The following is a 15082-nucleotide window of genomic DNA, read 5'->3' as shown; positions in this document are numbered from 1 at the left end:
GTGCGCGGCGCGCTTTAACTGTGCCAGTTACCTTAAACGCGCACACGTTTCAGTGCCCGGCCGCCCGGTGTTGCTCACGTGGCACCCCTACTTGTTTCGTCGTTATAGTTGTGGTATGCATGTGCGCTTGTGTTATTGTCTCGGCATATGTGGTGCGCCAAATCCATGGGGGCTGCAGTTCGCGGGCTGTGCCTTGGAAAAGACTGGACGTCGCTCGGTAGGATATCTATAGACACCAGGACCTTGCGCCCCGGGGATATATTTGTTGCAATCAAGGGTAAAAACTTTGATGGACACTGCTTCGTCCCGGAGGCATTCAGCAAAGGTGCCGTAGCCGCTGTTGTGGATGAGGTATCCGTCCCGACTGCGGATTGTGGGCCTTTAGTTGCGGTGAAAGACACTTTGCGGGCATTGCACGATATTGCAACTATGCGCCTGAGGGATACGCGCGCCAAGGTTATAGCGATCACTGGCAGTGCAGGCAAAACTACCACGAAGTATGTTCTAAGTGGGGCCCTGTCCAAATACGGCAAGGTGTATTACAACGAGGCGAACTATAATAATCTTATAGGGATGCCCCTGTATGCTGCAAATTTGACGGAAGATGCAGAGTTTGTTGTGCTCGAGATGGGCATGAATTCTCCCGGGGAAGTGGATGCCCTATCGCGTATTGCAAGGCCAGATGTTGCAGTGATTACCAACGTGGGCCCGGCACATTTGGAGTTTTTTGAATCTGTTGAGGGTGTTCTCGCCGCAAAATTGGAGGTGTTTAACCACGTCAAAGATGGGGCCATTGCTGTGCTGAACTTCGATAGTGAGTACTATGCCAAAATGCGTGCCGTGGCTGAAAGCTATTGTGCGCGTATCATAAGTTTTGGTGTGGGTGTAGGGGCTGATGTGCAGATTTTCAGACGTGAGGAACCAAGTAACTCCGTAACTTTCAGGTGTTTTGGTGAGGAGTTACAGTACAACTTGAAAAGCGGTGCTAGGCACCTGGCGTATTCAGTTGCTATAACGGCTGCTGTGGGCCATGCTTTCTCGATCGATCTTACGCAAGCCCGGGGGGCCATGGAAGAATTTGTTCCGCTGGAAGGGAGGGGTAAGGTGCATGTTACCGCTTTCAAAGGTAGAGAAATTGTCCTGCTGGATGATGCGTACAACGCAAACCCGCTATCTATGGTTGCGGCCATAGAGAACCTCAGTAACCTGAACCACGCCCGCGTCCTTCGAAGAGTGGCAATACTTGGTGATATGCTCGAGCTGGGTAGCGGTAGCTGCCACTACCACAGAGGCTTACTTGAGCGCATAATGCACAGCAACATAGACGTAGTATACACGGTGGGAAGCCACATGCTGGCGCTGTACGATGTTCTACCGCAGCACCTGCGCGGAGGGCATTTTGCCGACCATGGGGAAGCGCTTGCACATCTGGAGCGCATCATCAAGCCGGGAGATGGTGTGCTGGTTAAGGGTTCGTTCGCGACCAAGCTATCGCTGGTCGTCAAACACCTGCTTGAGTGCCCAGAACACGCGACCTAAGCCTACTGGGATAATATGCCCTCCACCGGCACCAGCGGTGCGTGCCTTACGTTCCCGTAGAACCAAACCCCCCCTCTCCGCGGCTGGTAGCCGTTATGCTGTTCACCTCTTCCCACTCTACTCGCTCTACCGGAGCTATCACCATCTGTGCAACCCTGTCACCGCGGCTGATTACATAATCCTCGCTACCAAAGTTCGATAGCACCACGGTTATCTCCCCCCGGTAGTCAGAATCTATGGTTCCCGGCGCATTCAACACACAAATACCAAAGTTGGCAGCAAGACCGGACCTCGATCTTATTTGTGCCTCATACCCGTCGGGTAATTCCAGGGCCACACCAGTCTTCACCGCACACCTGCCACCCGGGTGCACCACCAGTTTGCTGTCAACCGCGGCATACAAATCCAACCCCGCACTTTTGGGAGTGGCATAAGACGGCAAGGGCAACCCATACCCTGAGGCGAGCCTCAAAATCTTGACTTTCAACACAACCCCACGACCTCCGAATCTTCGGCGATCCTACTGTTTTTCCCGTGAATAATCAAGTGCCAGCAGATACAAATCACGTATGAAAATCTAACTGTGGCTGCGGTACCATACAGTTGGGTGGGGGATTACAGGTTGCGAATGCGCGTGCAGGGTGCTGCCTGCGATAAGACATAAGGTGACACAAAATGCCTTGACGCTTGGCTAATCAAGCTCGGGCAGTTTGAAAGTGATATTTTCGCTGACCCCGTCCATGGTGCGCACCTTCAGGTTTGCGTGCAAGCCTAAATAGTCAATAACCTCCTGTACCAGAATTTCCGGGGCGGAAGCACCTGCAGTGATTCCAATTCTGCGTGCGCCAATCAACCACTCCAGATCTATGTTTCTGTACGAGTCTATGAGGTAGGCCCTGGCATTTTGAGCCTTTGCTAAATCTAACAGACGATTAGAGTTGGAGCTGTTCTTGCTGCCTATCGCGAGCACAACATCCACCATTTGTGACATGGCCTTGACCGCTGTTTGTCTGTTCTGGGTTGCATAGCATATGTCGCGTAAGTCCGGCCCCACTATTTGGGGGAACCTGAGCTTTAGAGCATTGATTATCTCTGCGGTGTCATCCATGCTGAGCGTCGTCTGGGTTACGTATGCGAGCTTGGCCGCGCTGGGGGTTTTAATACTCTGTACATCTTGAACGTTCTGTACAAGAACCACTGGGTTAGATACCTGCCCCATGCTGCCTTCCACTTCCCTGTGTCCCTTATGCCCCACTAGTATGACTTGATACCCGCTTTTGTCGTACCGCTGTATTTCCAGGTGTACTTTGGTGACCAGGGGGCAGGTTGCATCAACTACAGTGAGCCCCTTGCGCCTAGACTCCTCCTTAATCTGCTGAGATACACCATGTGCACTGAACACCAAAACCGCCCCCTCCGGCACTTCATGTAGTGCACTAACGAACTTTACGCCCATTTTTTTGAAGCTGTTTACAACGTGGAGGTTGTGCACAATCTCGTGTAGCGCGTACACTTCTCTGGTTCCGGCGTACCTGCTAGCAACACTTTCAAGAGTGCGTACTGCCCTTTCTACGCCCGCACAGAACCCGCGCGGCCGAGCCAGAATTACTTCGACATTACCAAGCATAAAACCCCGACGAAAGAAGCCGCCACTGCGACTACGCAGCATGACCCCGCAATAGCCGCGGCACACGCTGTGGTTTTGTTGTACAGCCTCCAATCTAGGCTGTCAAGCATCCGGGGAGCCACACCGATAGTTGGCTCTAGAGGCGAATACGTGCACAGTTTAGCGTCCAAGGCGCGCGATTTCTTGCACCAATGCCATGTGGGCATTACTGGGTGCAGTGCATTTGCAACTTATATTCCAGAACTGCAAGTGGCGCAGCGACCTGCGGTCCGAATATCACCATCTGTAGGCTCTAGCAAGGTTTACGAAATCTCTGAATATATAATGCGAGTCATGCGGACCAGGGTGCCCTTCTGGGTGATATTGCACAGAAAGTACCGGACGATCTAGCAATTTCATGCCCTCTATTGTGCCATCGAACAATGATATATGGGTGACTTCTGCATTTTCTGGTAAAGTCTGCGCGTCTACGGCAAACCCATGGTTTTGGCTGGTTACCTCAACAGCCTTGGTTGCAACGTTGTATACCGGATGGTTGCTTCCCCGGTGGCCGTGCCGCATTTTGACGGTTTTTGCCCCTATGGCAATAGCTAGTAGTTGGTGTCCTAGACATATCCCGAGCATTGGTATTCCCTGCTGCAGCAGGACGCGCAACTGTTCTATTGTGTCAGTTGGGACGGCGTGAGGGTCACCAGGACCGTTGGAGATTACTATCCCCTGTGGGCGCAAATCCATAATTTGCGTCACGAAATCATCCCTCGCTGCTACAACGTATATAGCGCACCCAAGGGTGGATAACGTCTGCATTATTCCACGCTTTGCTCCTACATCTATGACACAGATCCTCAAACCGGTATGTGAAACCTGATGACTCTTCAAATGAGGGAGTTCAGTAGCTACAGTGGGCACTGTGGGCGCCATGGCAGCGCTTTTCAGCTTCTGTAAATCTAGCAGATCCGGGTCGTCAAAGCAGTGTATTATCCCGTTTTGTGAACCATGCTCACGCAAATGCAAGGTAAGCGCCCGGGTATCAACTCCCGATATTCCGCTAACTCCGCTGGCTTCCATCCAGGAGTTTAGGTCAGCCAATGAAGATACGTGAGACGCGTGGGACATTTCCCTGACCACTATGCCCCTTGCGAGCACATGCTCACATTCGAAATCTCTGCTATTGACGCCTACATTTCCTATATGCGGAAAGGAAAAAACCACTATCTGCCCGGCAAATGACGGGTCAGTTATGGTATATTGATAGCCAGTGAACCCTGTAGTGAAGCACACCTCACCTACGCAGTCTTGCCTTTTTCCCAGGGATGTACCGAAAAAGTGGCGACCATCCGACAGCACCAGCACTGCATCATGACGGCCATATATCATGGCTAGTAACGAAAACAAAAACCCCGGTATTGTAGTACAAAACCTGACAAAAGTTAACGGGTTATTTGTAGATTTTAATATGCATTTTCTGGTGTTATGTTCATATGGTGCCGCCACTGATGCGACACCCCGGTTTATTCGTATATAGTTTGTACAGATGGCTACACCGTGCAGCAGGGGTAGGGGCGCGAAATTTTCAACTTAGAAGTTGCGGCGTTGGTGCGCAGACGATAGTTATTTGCTATGGCGCGTAAGGTATTGTAGAATTGGCCCTGTTTTTCTTTTAGCTCAAATAAAGTGTATGTCGGGCAGCGCGGTTGTACTCTGCATACTCGATGGATGGGGCAATGGTAACGGTGATGAGTGTGATGCCATACATGCTGCCCGCAAGCCTTTTTGGGAGTCTGTAGTTTCCGGATGTCCACGCAGCAGCTTGTCTGCCAGTGGTGAGGATGTGGGGCTTCCTGCAGCTCAGGTTGGGAATTCTGAAGTTGGGCACATAAGCCTCGGTGCTGGCAGGGTGGTGCTGCAAGATCTTCAGAGGATCAACGCGGAAATCGGCGAGATTCACAGCAATCCGTACCTACTGCAATTCGCTGAAGCGATCAAGAATGGGCGCGGGGTATGCCATATAATGGGTTTACTCTCCGATGGGGGGGTGCACGGATTGCAAGATCATATAACCCAGCTTGCGCGGGTCCTTGCGGAACTACGCATCAAAGTTCTGATACACGCGTTCCTAGATGGGCGTGATGTTTCCCCTCGTTCGGCAAAAAAGCACGTAACGGCTTTGAACGACGCTGTGCACTCATATGACATCAGCATAGCGACTATAAGTGGTCGCTACTATGCCATGGACAGGGACCATAGGCTAGACAGGACCGAAAAGGCTTATGAAGCCATCGCTCTGGCGCGGGGGCCAAGGTATAGAGACGCCATGACCGCCATTGAGAGCAGCTACAGCGAAGGAATCTCGGATGAGTTTTTGGTACCGTCTGTTATCGGTGACTACCAGGGGTTTTCCCCGAAGGATGGAATATTGCTCACTAATTTTAGAAGCGACAGGATCGTGCAAATTTTGAGTATGATCCTGCACAGATCGCAGGAGGTTTCCAACATTCTCGGCATGGTCCGCTATTCGGAAAAAATTCAGGTGCCGTCCCTGTTCCCACCCAGGAATATATGCAACACTTTGGGGGAGGTTGTTTCTAAGTGCGGACTTAAGCAGCTCAGGATTGCGGAGACTGAAAAATACGCACATGTGACGTTCTTCTTCAGCGGAGGCAAAGAAGAACCATTTCCCGGGGAGGATAGAGTCATCATTCCCTCACCTCAGGTCGGTACTTACGATCTTCAGCCAGAGATGTCTGCATTCCCGATGACAGAAGTTTTGGTGGAGCGCATTGAATCCAGGCAATATTCCCTGATTGTGGTAAACTATGCTAATGCGGATATGGTAGGACATACTGGAAACCTCGAAGCCGTAAAGAAGGCGATATCTGTGATTGATGCGTGTTTGCAAATGGTGTTCAACGCCGCGAAGAAGGCTGGTGCAACTATGTTGATAACTGCTGATCACGGAAATGCCGAAAAAATGTTTGATATGCGTGGCACTCCGTTTACCGCGCACACATCTAACACGGTGCCCCTGGTGCTGTGTAATTGTGACAAGCGCTTTGGCCTCGTTGATGGCAGGTTGTGCGATGTTGCCCCGACGATTTTGGAGCTCATGGAGATAGCGAAACCAGACGAGATGACGGGAAGTTCCCTGCTGACGCCGGAATGATGGGCACGTAGGTGTGCCGGCTGCACTACGGGTTGCAGTTGGTCAGGACTAACTGCAGTGTGTGTGGTTAGTAGTCCAGCGCCTAAGGGGGCGGGCTGCTAGGGTTTTCACTTGCCTGAATACGGGTTATGGCTCTTTCTTATGATAAGCCTGATTGGCACGCCCTGCATGGAAAAGTTTCTGATAAAGCTATTCTTGAGATACTGCAAATAGCTATCCTCAATATGTGTCGTATTTGCCGACACTACGAAAGTTGGTGGTAATGCCGACACTTGGGTTATATATTTCAATCTAACCTTTCTGTTGTTCTGCAGGTGAGGGGCGTGGTGCTCCAGCGCGACATTGAGCCATCTGTTGAGTTGTGCGGTGCTGATTCTACTGCTTGCAGACTTATGCAGCTCTATTGCCCTGTCCAGAACTTTGCTGCACCCGGTGCCTCGTAGCGCGGAAATTTTCATAATGGGTACGTCAAAATCCACCCTACTGTGCCGCCTTATCGCCTGCAATATCTCTTCTTCAACTGCCTTGTCATCTATTAGGTCTGACTTGTTTAAAACGACCACTATTCCTTTTCCTTCCCTGATGGCGGTATCAGCTATGAAAAGATCCTGTTGGTTTATTCCGAGCGTAAAATCGACCATAAGCACAACAACACTAGACCTTGATATAGCATCCGTGGCCGATTTTATGGAAAGTTTTTCCATATTTTCTGTGACTTTCGCTCTTTTGCGGATTCCTGCAGTGTCGGTAAGAAGGAGCCTGACCCCTTTGTAGCAATATTCCGCGCTGATTGAATCACGAGTTGTGCCTGCGGTGCCATCGGTAATGACCCTTTTCTCTCCCAAAATACTGTTCATGAATGTCGACTTACCGACATTTGGCTGACCGATGATTGAGATTGTGATAGCCTTCTCACGAGGCTTTTGCCTATGTTCGCCCTCAAATAGGGGTGACATAACCTCATACAAGTCTGGCATGCCCAGGTTATGTTCGGCCGAGATGTACACGGGCCCTAAAAAGTCCAAATACTCCATATCATCTATAAGAGCACAGCTCTTGTTGCTTTCGCACTTGTTTACCACCAGGATGACCGGTTTCGGTGTTCTCTTTCTGAGCCACTTTGCAAAGTCTGTATCTTCGGCATCTGTGCCCTTTTTGGCGTCTACAACGAATAGAACCACATCTGTGCATTCCAAGGCAAGCTCAACCTGCTCGGTGACCAGCGCTTGCATGCCGGTGCCGGCACCTACCCCGCCTGTGTCTATGGCAACAAACTGCAACCCGCAAAAGTTCGCCACACCTTCCTTTCTGTCTCTGGTGACGTGGGCAACATTGCTGACTATGGCTGACTTGCTTCTCACTAACCTGTTGAAGATAGTAGACTTACCCACGTTCGGGAGCCCGACTATAGCCACTTTTTGCATTATATAAGACCTATGGTGGAACCGCGTCCTTGGGGGATTATACTAACAATATCTAGAGTGCGCAGCACCTTAAATGGGGAGGGGAGTTGTACGCCGTGGTAACGTGTGCACACTAAGCTTGCACCAGCACTTTGCGCGACAGTGTGATGGTTATACCCAATTTATTGTTGTGTGGAAGATGCGCACATATGTGGCACGTAGGAAGTTTTCGTGTGGTGTTAAGCGGCGCTTAGGTGCGATATGGCAGTCAACAAATTGATTGATTTTTTGTACAAGTTGTCAGATTATGAACACGGTTCTTTATTATTTGTTGTGTTTGTATGCGGCTGCTAGCTGTCGTTTCAGTATTTCTCTGCCTATTGCATAGTGGTGGCGCGGCGTTGGCCGGCTCCGTGAAGCAGTTAGCTGTTTCTGAGCGGACTTGGGGTCTCTCCACGTCTTTTATTGCGCCTGAAGTTGATCAGACGTTTTCTCGGGTGCGCAACTTGGTTGGCATTCATGATGTTGTGCTTCCGCCCGTGGTTGTGGATAACCGCATTGTGGTTCTGGATGGGCGCGGCAGGCTGGTTGCGCTCAGCGAGGAAGATGCTGGTGGGATAGCGTGGAATGTTGACTTGGCAGAAGGTACAGGTAGTGTGTACTCTGGCAGTATTGTGTACTCTGACGGGACTTTACTGTGCGCTATTGATAATCTACTGTACGGCATTGATCCCAAGGATGGGCGCATAAAATGGAAGAGGGTCCTGCGTAACCCTTTGAGTGGAGACCTTGTCACCTTGAACGATGGCAAAGCCGTTGCGGCGCTAGTCATCGATAATTGTCTCTACGTTTTTAACGTGGCTGATGGCGGTTTGCTGTGGCATCACGAGGAGATTGGTGCCTCAGACATACGGGTAAAAGGCCCGCTATCAGTTGCCTACTCTCACAAAAAGCATGTAATCGTCATGCTTCTGCCTGATGGCAAGGTGCTATGCCTGGATGCCGATAGCGGGGATAAAGTTTGGGAGATTGGCCTTGGCAAAAAGGATTTAGGCGTGGTCGGGCGCAGTGTGGTCTCTCCGGTGATCGTCGCTAGGGAAGTGCTGCTGGTAAATGATTCTGGAGCTCTGGAGAGTGTAGAGCTATCTTCCGGGAAGAAATTGTGGTCTGCCGACATTGAGGTGTATGACGTTCTTGGTGTAGAGAAAACCGGTATTTTTGTCTTGACCAGAGATGGCAAGCTAATGGCTTTTGATCCGGAGAGCAAAACACAGCTGTGGATTCTCGATCTGGACGGGATCAAAGGAGGTGGCAGATGGAATTCCCCGGTGCTTGTTGGGGGTAGGTTGTGGTTGCTGGGAAGGAATGGACGGCTTCTTGGGGTGAACGCACTCTCGGGTTCGCTTGAGGAGTCATACAAGATTCCTGGGGCTTTCACCCGCCCTTTCATGCTGTCTAAAGGTATGGCATACGCTTCTGCGGGGAAGCAAGGATTAATGGTGCTTTCGTAGGTGTCGTATGGGTGTATGTGATTACGACGTTGCTGTTATTGGTGCCGGGCCAGGTGGGTACAAATGCGCGCTCAAGGCCGCGAAGCTCGGCCTCAAGGTTGCAAGTATAGACAACAACTCGCTGCTTGGGGGTACCTGCCTCAGAGTTGGATGTATTCCATCAAAGGCCTTGCTGGACTATTCCTACAAATATCACGCGGCCAAGGATATTTTCAAGGACTTTGGGGTTACGGCCAGCAATGTAAAGTTTGACCTGCGCAAAATGTTTGAAGTGCGAGACAGGGAAATAAACGCGCTTGGCTCCGGTATAGGCAGCCTGTTCTCTTCTGCTGGGGTGGAAAGGCTATGTGGGGCCGCAACTGTTACTCGCGCCATGGGTGATGGTTTTGAGATTGTTGTAAGGCGTGAAGGAGCGCCTACGGATGATGAGCTATCTGCCAAGAATGTTGTGCTTGCCACGGGTTCCCTTCCAGCCTCTTTACCTGGCATCGACATTGATGAAGTCAGGATTTTATCCTCTGATGGGGCGTTGGGCATGGACGTTCCGGGCAAACTGCTTGTCATAGGGGGTGGGGCCATAGGACTTGAAATGTCTTCGGTGTGGAGCAGACTGGGAGCGGAAGTTACTGTTGTTGAATATGCAGATTGCATCGCCCCGGGTTTTGATTCCGAAGTTAGCAAAGCGCTGTTGAGCCACTTGAAAAAACAGGGCATCAATTTTATGCTGTCACACAAAGTGGTTTCCGTATCTGAGAAGAAAGGGGGCAAGCTGGTTGTGAGCTGTGAAGCCATCTCTAGTGGCGCAGTATCAGCTGTAGAGGTTGACAAGGTTCTTGTGGCGGTAGGCCGCAGGCCAAACGTCGGCAAGACAGTTGCTGTAGATGGATTGGTGCTGGACGATAGGGGTTTTGTTTCGGTAGATAGCAGGTACGAGACCAGCATAAAGGGGATTTTCGCTATAGGTGACGTGATTGGTGGGGCAATGTTGGCTCACAAGGCTGAAATGGAGGGGCATGCAGTTGCTGAGCTGGTTGCAGGGCATGATTCAAACGTGGATTACGGCGTCATTCCGGCGGTGGTCTACACACACCCCGCGGTTGCATCTGTCGGGCGAAGTGAGGATTACGTGAAGAGCGTGGGGTATGACTACAAGGTAGGTAAGAGCAACTTTGCTGCAAACGGACGGGCTAGGGTTACTGGTGAAGGTGAGGGGTTTGTTAAAGTTGTTGCATGCAAGCGTACTGATACCATCCTTGGGGTGCACATCGTAGGTACTTACGCTGATACCATGATTAACGAGGCTGTTGTCGCTCTCGGCTACCGGGCCTCTTCCAAGGATATTTGCCACATATGCCACTCCCATCCGGATGTAAACGAGGTCTTTAGAGATGCGTGTGAAGTTGCTTGCTCTAGAAAAGGTTAGTGGTGCGTTGCGCAGCACAGTGCAAGCGATTTTGCACCTGAGGTTGCGCTACAAGCTTGCTGCCTGCCTTCTTATGATGTGCGGCCTGTGGCTTATGAGTGGATTGGTCGCACCCGGTACGACCGGGCGTGATGTCATCTCGGGCAGTAAAAAGCTGCCTGCAATTATCAGGGTGGAAAAACTGCGTGCCGAGGATAGGGAGCTGGTTATACATTTGACCGGGGAAGTCCATGCCTCAAAGTTTATGAACATTCTGTCCGAGGTTAGCGGCAAGGTGGAGCGGGTAGTTGCCAGGAGTGGTAGCAAAGTTGAAAGTGGGCAGGTCATCCTCGAGATAGAGGAGTGTGGCAGGGTGGAAAGGCTCAAACAAGCTGAAGCTTTGTTGAAACAGAGGCAACTTGAGCGCGACGCGTCCGAGTCTCTGAGCAGCACTGGCTACAGGTCTGAAGCTCAGGACAATGCAGCGCTCGTTGCACTTATGGCCGCTGCTGCTGACTTGAAACGCGCACAAATAGAGTTGCGTAATACACGTATCAAAGCGCCATTTTCGGGAATAGTTGGCAAGATTGTTCCCCAAGAGGGGAGTTTTATCAGTGGTGGGCAGACTATCGCGCAGATTGCAAGCTTTGACCGCCTCAGAGTTGTCTCTCACGTTTCGGAGAAGAGCATATCAAAGCTGAAACTCCATGGTCCTGCCGATGTTGTTTTAGGTAGCGGTGAGGTATTGCGCGGTGATATCGCCTTCATTGGGAGGATTGCTTCTCCTGACACTAAGACGTACATGGTTGAGGTTTTGGCTGATAACAAAAGCGGGGTTTTTGTGACTGAAGGAATGGCCGCGTTGGTTAGAGTGCCTATTGGCAAGTTCAAGACTCACAAAATTTCCTCTTCTTCCTTAAGCCTTGATGATACCGGCGCAGTTGGTGTGAAGGTTCTCGACAATAATACAGTGCGGTTCTTTGAGGTGGAGATAGTGGACGATTTAGGGGGGCAACTCTGGGTTTCTGGCGTCCCTGATGATGTGAACCTTATAGCACGCGGTCACGAGTATGTGACAGTTGGCACGGAAGTTAATCTGTGACCTTAGGAAGAGGCTTTGAAACTAATTGCAATGATGCTGTGTATATTTTACAATGTCGGCCATGTAATTTTTTCTGGTGTATGGTGAAAGCTAAGGAGGGGGTAGTAAGGATTGAGGGTGTGGTCACAAAGTTGCTCCGGGACGCCGTGTTTATCGTTAAGTTGAACGACGGTTGTGAGGTTATGGCTCACGCTTCTGGTAGGATACGCAAGAGCAAGATACGCATCCTAATGCATGACCGAGTTATGGTTGAAGTGAGCTCTTATGGTGTGAGCAAGGATGGCATGGGCAAAGGGCGAGTTGTTAGCAGGCTCAGGAATAGGGAATGCTGAAGATAGAAGGTCTGGTGCTTGCTTCTTCTTCGAAGTACCGGCTGGCTCTGTTGGAGCAGATTGGTGTAGTTCCCGGTGAGGTTGTGTCCCCCAACATTGATGAAAGCCTGCTTAAGGGGGAGTTGCCCAGGCGGTATTGCATGCGCATGGCGAGGACCAAAGCGGATGCAGTGGCGGCTTTGAGGTCTGATAAATTCGTTCTTGGTGCAGATACGGTTGCCTATTGCGGTAAGAGGGTGCTTTCCAAAACTGAGAGTGAAGACTGCGCTGTAAGATATCTTGAAATGCTCTCTGGTAGAAGGCATAGAGTCTGTACCTCTGTGTGCCTGCGTTCTCCTGGTGGTATAGTGCACGAGAGAAGTGTTGTTAGCGTCGTCAAGTTTAAGAGTATGTCCAAAGGTGAGATAGAGTATTACATAAGCTCCGGGCAGTGGAGAGGTAAAGCTGGAGGGTATGGAATACAGGGCTTTGCCGGGGCGCTGATTTCTTGGATTCAAGGTTCGTACTCCTCCATAGCCGGATTACCATTGCATGAGACATATTGCCTTTTGTGCGGCTATTTCGATCTTAAACATATTCCTTGATAAAGGGCAGAGTGCCTGCTAGCATTGGGGGCCGGTGTTTTTCCGACGCTGGTGGCGTGCCATTTCGCACATAGCCGTACAATGGTCCCGTATTTATATGCGGGTTGGGCTATGGAGGTTTAACTGTTGTAGTAGTTTTGGAGTAATGATGGGTAATCTGCCTGAATTTAGTATCCGCGATCTCGTTGAGGCTGGGGTACATCTTGGACACAAGGCTGGCCGCTGGAACCCAGCGATGGCCCCTTACATATATGGAGTGCACAAGTATAAAGACATTCACGTAATAGATCTGAGAAAGACTTTAGTGCTTCTCAGAGATGCCCTTTCTGTGCTTTATGATGTGGTGCTCAAAAGAGGAAGAGTGCTTTTTGTAGGCACTAAGGTTCAAGCTTCCAACATCGTTGCTGAGGAGGCCACTAGATGTGGCCAGTATTACGTAAACCACAGGTGGCTTGGGGGAATGCTTACAAACTGGGAAACTGTTTCTTCTTCCATCCGGCGCTTGGTAGAGTTTGAGAGGCTCATTAACAATAACGAGGGGCAGTTTACGAAAAAGGAGCTCTTAATGCTTGATAAGCAGAGGGGTAAATTGGAAAGATCGCTGGGTGGTATAAGAGAAATGGGCGGGCTGCCCCATGCCTTATTTGTGATTGACACCAACAAAGAGCATATAGCTATTAGAGAGGCTAATAAGCTAAAGATCCCCGTGGTTGCCATTCTTGATACGAATTCTGATCCCGGTGGTGTGGATTACCCAATTCCCGGAAACGACGATTCGGTGAGGTCTATAGACTTCTTTTGTCGCGCTGTGTCGAGAACTATTTTGGAGGCTATACGCTCGGATTTGGCAAGTTCCGGGGTGAATATTGCTGCTAAGGGAAGTGATGTTGCGGAGTCTTATGCGGGGACGGCAGCGGATGCTGGTCATACACCTGTGAGTGAGACGTTAAGCGCTGGTGGGCCCACCGCTGGGGCTAGCCCTTATATACCTGAGGTTGGTCCATCTGTTGTGGAAGTTGATACACACAAGAGCGCGGCGTTGCCGGACAGTAGGCCTAACGATGCTGATGTACCCGCGGAGGATGGCGTGCTTCCAGATCCCGGTGTTGCTGATGGTGCAGCTTTGGAATAATGCGTGTGCTCTCTTGTTGTTATATGAGGTAGGTTATGAAAGTTGGTGTTGAAGCTATCAGGGAGCTGCGTCAGATCACAGGTGCGGGTCTTGGTGATTGTAAAGAGGCTCTGGAAACCTGTTCCGGTGATATGGAGAAGGCCAAGGTGTATCTGAGAGAGAAGGGGCTGTCCAAGGCTTATAAGAAGTCACACAGGGATGCGGCCGATGGTCTGGTTGCGGTGCGTGTTGAGGGTGATAAAGGGGCCATACTGAAGCTGGGTTCGGAGACCGATTTTGTCGCGCGTAACGAGAAGTTCCGCTCCCTCGCTGCAGAACTTGTTAGCAGCCTACTCAAACACGGGGCGGAGGACCTTTCCAGCTTTTCTGCATCTCCTTATGATGGTGGGTCTGGTGTAAGCGTTGCTGATGAAGTAGTGAATGCCGCTGCTGTTCTTGGTGAGCACATTGTCTTGAGCGGAATAGGCTTTTTAGAGCTCGGAGGCCCTGGGGTTATTGGAAGCTACATACATGGTGCTGTAGGTGAGGGTATCGGAAGAGCTGGTGCTCTTGTTGCCCTGGAAGCCACCACTGCAAAAACTGAGGCGTTGCTGGAGTTCGCGAGACAGCTGGCTATGCACATCGTTGCGGCTAAACCCGAGTCGGTCTCCGTTGAGACTCTGAGCAACGATATTGTTGAGCGGGAAAGGGAGATAGTGGCGAAACAAGTGGAGGCGCTTGGTAAGCCGGAGTCTGTTGCAAGCAAGATAGTAGATGGGAGAATGCAGAAGTTTTTTGAAGACATGGTGCTGCTGGAACAGACGTTCATAATGGATGGTAGTACAAAAATTCGTGATCTTCTGCACAATAAGGGTCAAGATTTAGGGTGCGAGGTGCGCATTGTTGCTTACAGACTGTTCTCGGTTGGCTAGGGTGTCCAAGGGGTTACGATTTTGTCTCCCTCGGTAAATGCCATAGATAGTTGCGATGGTGAGTGCTTTGTCATCCGGGGGACGGTTTATCGTGGTCCTGCGGTGGTGTTTCCCCACAGCGTTGTAGCGCTTCCGCATCAGCTGGAGCTTTCTGGTGATGCTGAGGCTGTGCTTTCATGTGTGCAAGGTGACTTTAGAATGGTGCCTATAGGGGTTGGTGGGGGTTTTGAGCGGTTTTCGCGCATCCTTTCCTCTCGTCTACAACGTTCAGGTGTTCGTCACGAAGTTATGTCCATGACTGCGGCTTGTGATATGTATAACGTTCTGCTACATGAAAGCGAACATGTCTGTGCCGTTCTGCTTCTTCCGCTGTAAT

Annotated in this window: 15 protein-coding genes; 10 read left to right on the top strand and 5 right to left on the bottom strand. The window is 50.6% G+C overall.

Translation table 11 applies throughout. The features are described from left to right. Positions 1-165 precede the first annotated feature (165 nt). Positions 166-1539: a UDP-N-acetylmuramoyl-tripeptide--D-alanyl-D-alanine ligase gene (locus tag AMF_RS08025; protein WP_044051795.1), complete on the top strand. Its 1374-nt coding sequence runs from the start codon at positions 166-168 to the stop codon at positions 1537-1539. A 46-nt stretch (positions 1540-1585) separates the two neighbouring features. On the opposite strand, the gene dut is transcribed toward AMF_RS08025, so the two are convergent. The 4 genes from dut to carA all read right to left on the bottom strand — a co-directional run bounded on the left by dut (position 1586) and on the right by carA (position 4543). Next, entirely contained in the window at positions 1586-2029 is a 444-nt protein-coding gene (dut, locus tag AMF_RS08020; protein ID WP_010270240.1) for a dUTP diphosphatase, read from the bottom strand. 201 nt (positions 2030-2230) lie between these two features. Then, positions 2231-3166: a 4-hydroxy-3-methylbut-2-enyl diphosphate reductase gene (gene ispH / locus AMF_RS08015; protein ID WP_037349391.1), complete on the bottom strand. Its 936-nt coding sequence runs from the start codon at positions 3164-3166 to the stop codon at positions 2231-2233. Continuing rightward, on the bottom strand, positions 3145-3276 hold the full coding sequence (locus tag AMF_RS10645) for a hypothetical protein (protein ID WP_262406092.1): 132 nt from the start codon (positions 3274-3276) through the stop codon (positions 3145-3147). Before AMF_RS10645 ends, ispH begins: the two co-directional genes overlap by 22 nt. Before the next feature lie 166 nt (positions 3277-3442). After that, the gene (carA, locus tag AMF_RS08010; protein WP_037330697.1) at positions 3443-4543 is read right to left on the bottom strand and encodes a glutamine-hydrolyzing carbamoyl-phosphate synthase small subunit; all 1101 of its coding nucleotides are present in this window, start codon (positions 4541-4543) and stop codon (positions 3443-3445) included. Between the two features lie 301 nt (positions 4544-4844). Here carA and gpmI point away from each other — a divergent pair, with 301 nt between their 5' ends. After that, complete coding sequence (gene gpmI / locus AMF_RS08005) at positions 4845-6329, top strand: 2,3-bisphosphoglycerate-independent phosphoglycerate mutase (RefSeq protein WP_010267876.1); 1485 nt, start codon at positions 4845-4847, stop codon at positions 6327-6329. A 107-nt stretch (positions 6330-6436) separates the two neighbouring features. Here the strand turns inward: gpmI and der are convergent, their stop codons facing one another. After that, positions 6437-7753 carry a ribosome biogenesis GTPase Der gene (der, locus tag AMF_RS08000; RefSeq protein ID WP_010264970.1) on the bottom strand — a complete coding sequence of 439 codons (1317 nt, stop codon included), beginning with the start codon at positions 7751-7753 and terminating at the stop codon, positions 6437-6439. 320 nt (positions 7754-8073) lie between these two features. Here der and AMF_RS07995 point away from each other — a divergent pair, with 320 nt between their 5' ends. From AMF_RS07995 to AMF_RS07960, 8 genes are all read left to right on the top strand, one after another. After that, positions 8074-9243, top strand: a complete 1170-nt coding sequence (locus AMF_RS07995) for a PQQ-like beta-propeller repeat protein (RefSeq protein ID WP_010267873.1) — start codon at positions 8074-8076, stop codon at positions 9241-9243. 7 nt (positions 9244-9250) lie between these two features. After that, positions 9251-10666 (top strand): dihydrolipoyl dehydrogenase, encoded by a 1416-nt coding sequence (gene lpdA / locus AMF_RS07990; protein WP_010267870.1) that lies wholly within the window; start codon positions 9251-9253, stop codon positions 10664-10666. Beyond that, on the top strand, positions 10632-11747 hold the full coding sequence (locus tag AMF_RS07985) for an efflux RND transporter periplasmic adaptor subunit (RefSeq protein ID WP_010264959.1): 1116 nt from the start codon (positions 10632-10634) through the stop codon (positions 11745-11747). Before lpdA ends, AMF_RS07985 begins: the two co-directional genes overlap by 35 nt. 80 nt (positions 11748-11827) lie before the next feature. Continuing rightward, positions 11828-12079 (top strand): translation initiation factor IF-1, encoded by a 252-nt coding sequence (gene infA, locus AMF_RS07980; protein WP_029209725.1) that lies wholly within the window; start codon positions 11828-11830, stop codon positions 12077-12079. After that, positions 12073-12663 (top strand): Maf family nucleotide pyrophosphatase, encoded by a 591-nt coding sequence (locus AMF_RS07975; RefSeq protein WP_010264951.1) that lies wholly within the window; start codon positions 12073-12075, stop codon positions 12661-12663. The genes infA and AMF_RS07975 overlap by 7 nt, the downstream gene beginning before the upstream one ends. A gap of 148 nt (positions 12664-12811) precedes the next feature. Further along, positions 12812-13795 (top strand): 30S ribosomal protein S2, encoded by a 984-nt coding sequence (gene rpsB / locus AMF_RS07970; RefSeq protein ID WP_011114434.1) that lies wholly within the window; start codon positions 12812-12814, stop codon positions 13793-13795. A gap of 35 nt (positions 13796-13830) precedes the next feature. Beyond that, a complete protein-coding gene (gene tsf / locus AMF_RS07965; protein ID WP_010267861.1) occupies positions 13831-14706 on the top strand; it encodes a translation elongation factor Ts in 876 nt (291 codons plus the stop codon). 21 nt (positions 14707-14727) lie between these two features. Beyond that, the gene (locus AMF_RS07960; RefSeq protein ID WP_010267859.1) at positions 14728-15081 is read left to right on the top strand and encodes an Mth938-like domain-containing protein; all 354 of its coding nucleotides are present in this window, start codon (positions 14728-14730) and stop codon (positions 15079-15081) included. Position 15082: the final 1 nt, after the last annotated feature.

It is taken from the genome of Anaplasma marginale str. Florida, assembly GCF_000020305.1.
Classification (GTDB): Bacteria; Pseudomonadota; Alphaproteobacteria; order Rickettsiales; family Anaplasmataceae; genus Anaplasma; species Anaplasma marginale.
The sequence above is the reverse complement of the archived record's forward strand: the minus strand, read 5'-3'. Positions and strand labels throughout refer to the sequence as shown.

Excerpts from the sequence above, each read along its gene's own strand:
- AMF_RS08025 (WP_044051795.1), top strand. The coding sequence starts at position 166 with ATGGGGGCTGCAGTTCGCGGGCTGTGCCTTGGAAAAGACTGGACGTCG.
- ispH (WP_037349391.1), bottom strand. The coding sequence starts at position 3,166 with ATGCTTGGTAATGTCGAAGTAATTCTGGCTCGGCCGCGCGGGTTCTGT.
- AMF_RS10645 (WP_262406092.1), bottom strand. The coding sequence starts at position 3,276 with ATGCTTGACAGCCTAGATTGGAGGCTGTACAACAAAACCACAGCGTGT.
- carA (WP_037330697.1), bottom strand. The coding sequence starts at position 4,543 with ATGATATATGGCCGTCATGATGCAGTGCTGGTGCTGTCGGATGGTCGC.
- gpmI (WP_010267876.1), top strand. The coding sequence starts at position 4,845 with ATGTCGGGCAGCGCGGTTGTACTCTGCATACTCGATGGATGGGGCAAT.
- der (WP_010264970.1), bottom strand. The coding sequence starts at position 7,753 with ATGCAAAAAGTGGCTATAGTCGGGCTCCCGAACGTGGGTAAGTCTACT.
- AMF_RS07995 (WP_010267873.1), top strand. The coding sequence starts at position 8,074 with ATGCGGCTGCTAGCTGTCGTTTCAGTATTTCTCTGCCTATTGCATAGT.
- lpdA (WP_010267870.1), top strand. The coding sequence starts at position 9,251 with ATGGGTGTATGTGATTACGACGTTGCTGTTATTGGTGCCGGGCCAGGT.
- AMF_RS07985 (WP_010264959.1), top strand. The coding sequence starts at position 10,632 with ATGCGTGTGAAGTTGCTTGCTCTAGAAAAGGTTAGTGGTGCGTTGCGC.
- infA (WP_029209725.1), top strand. The coding sequence starts at position 11,828 with ATGGTGAAAGCTAAGGAGGGGGTAGTAAGGATTGAGGGTGTGGTCACA.
- AMF_RS07975 (WP_010264951.1), top strand. The coding sequence starts at position 12,073 with ATGCTGAAGATAGAAGGTCTGGTGCTTGCTTCTTCTTCGAAGTACCGG.
- rpsB (WP_011114434.1), top strand. The coding sequence starts at position 12,812 with ATGGGTAATCTGCCTGAATTTAGTATCCGCGATCTCGTTGAGGCTGGG.
- tsf (WP_010267861.1), top strand. The coding sequence starts at position 13,831 with ATGAAAGTTGGTGTTGAAGCTATCAGGGAGCTGCGTCAGATCACAGGT.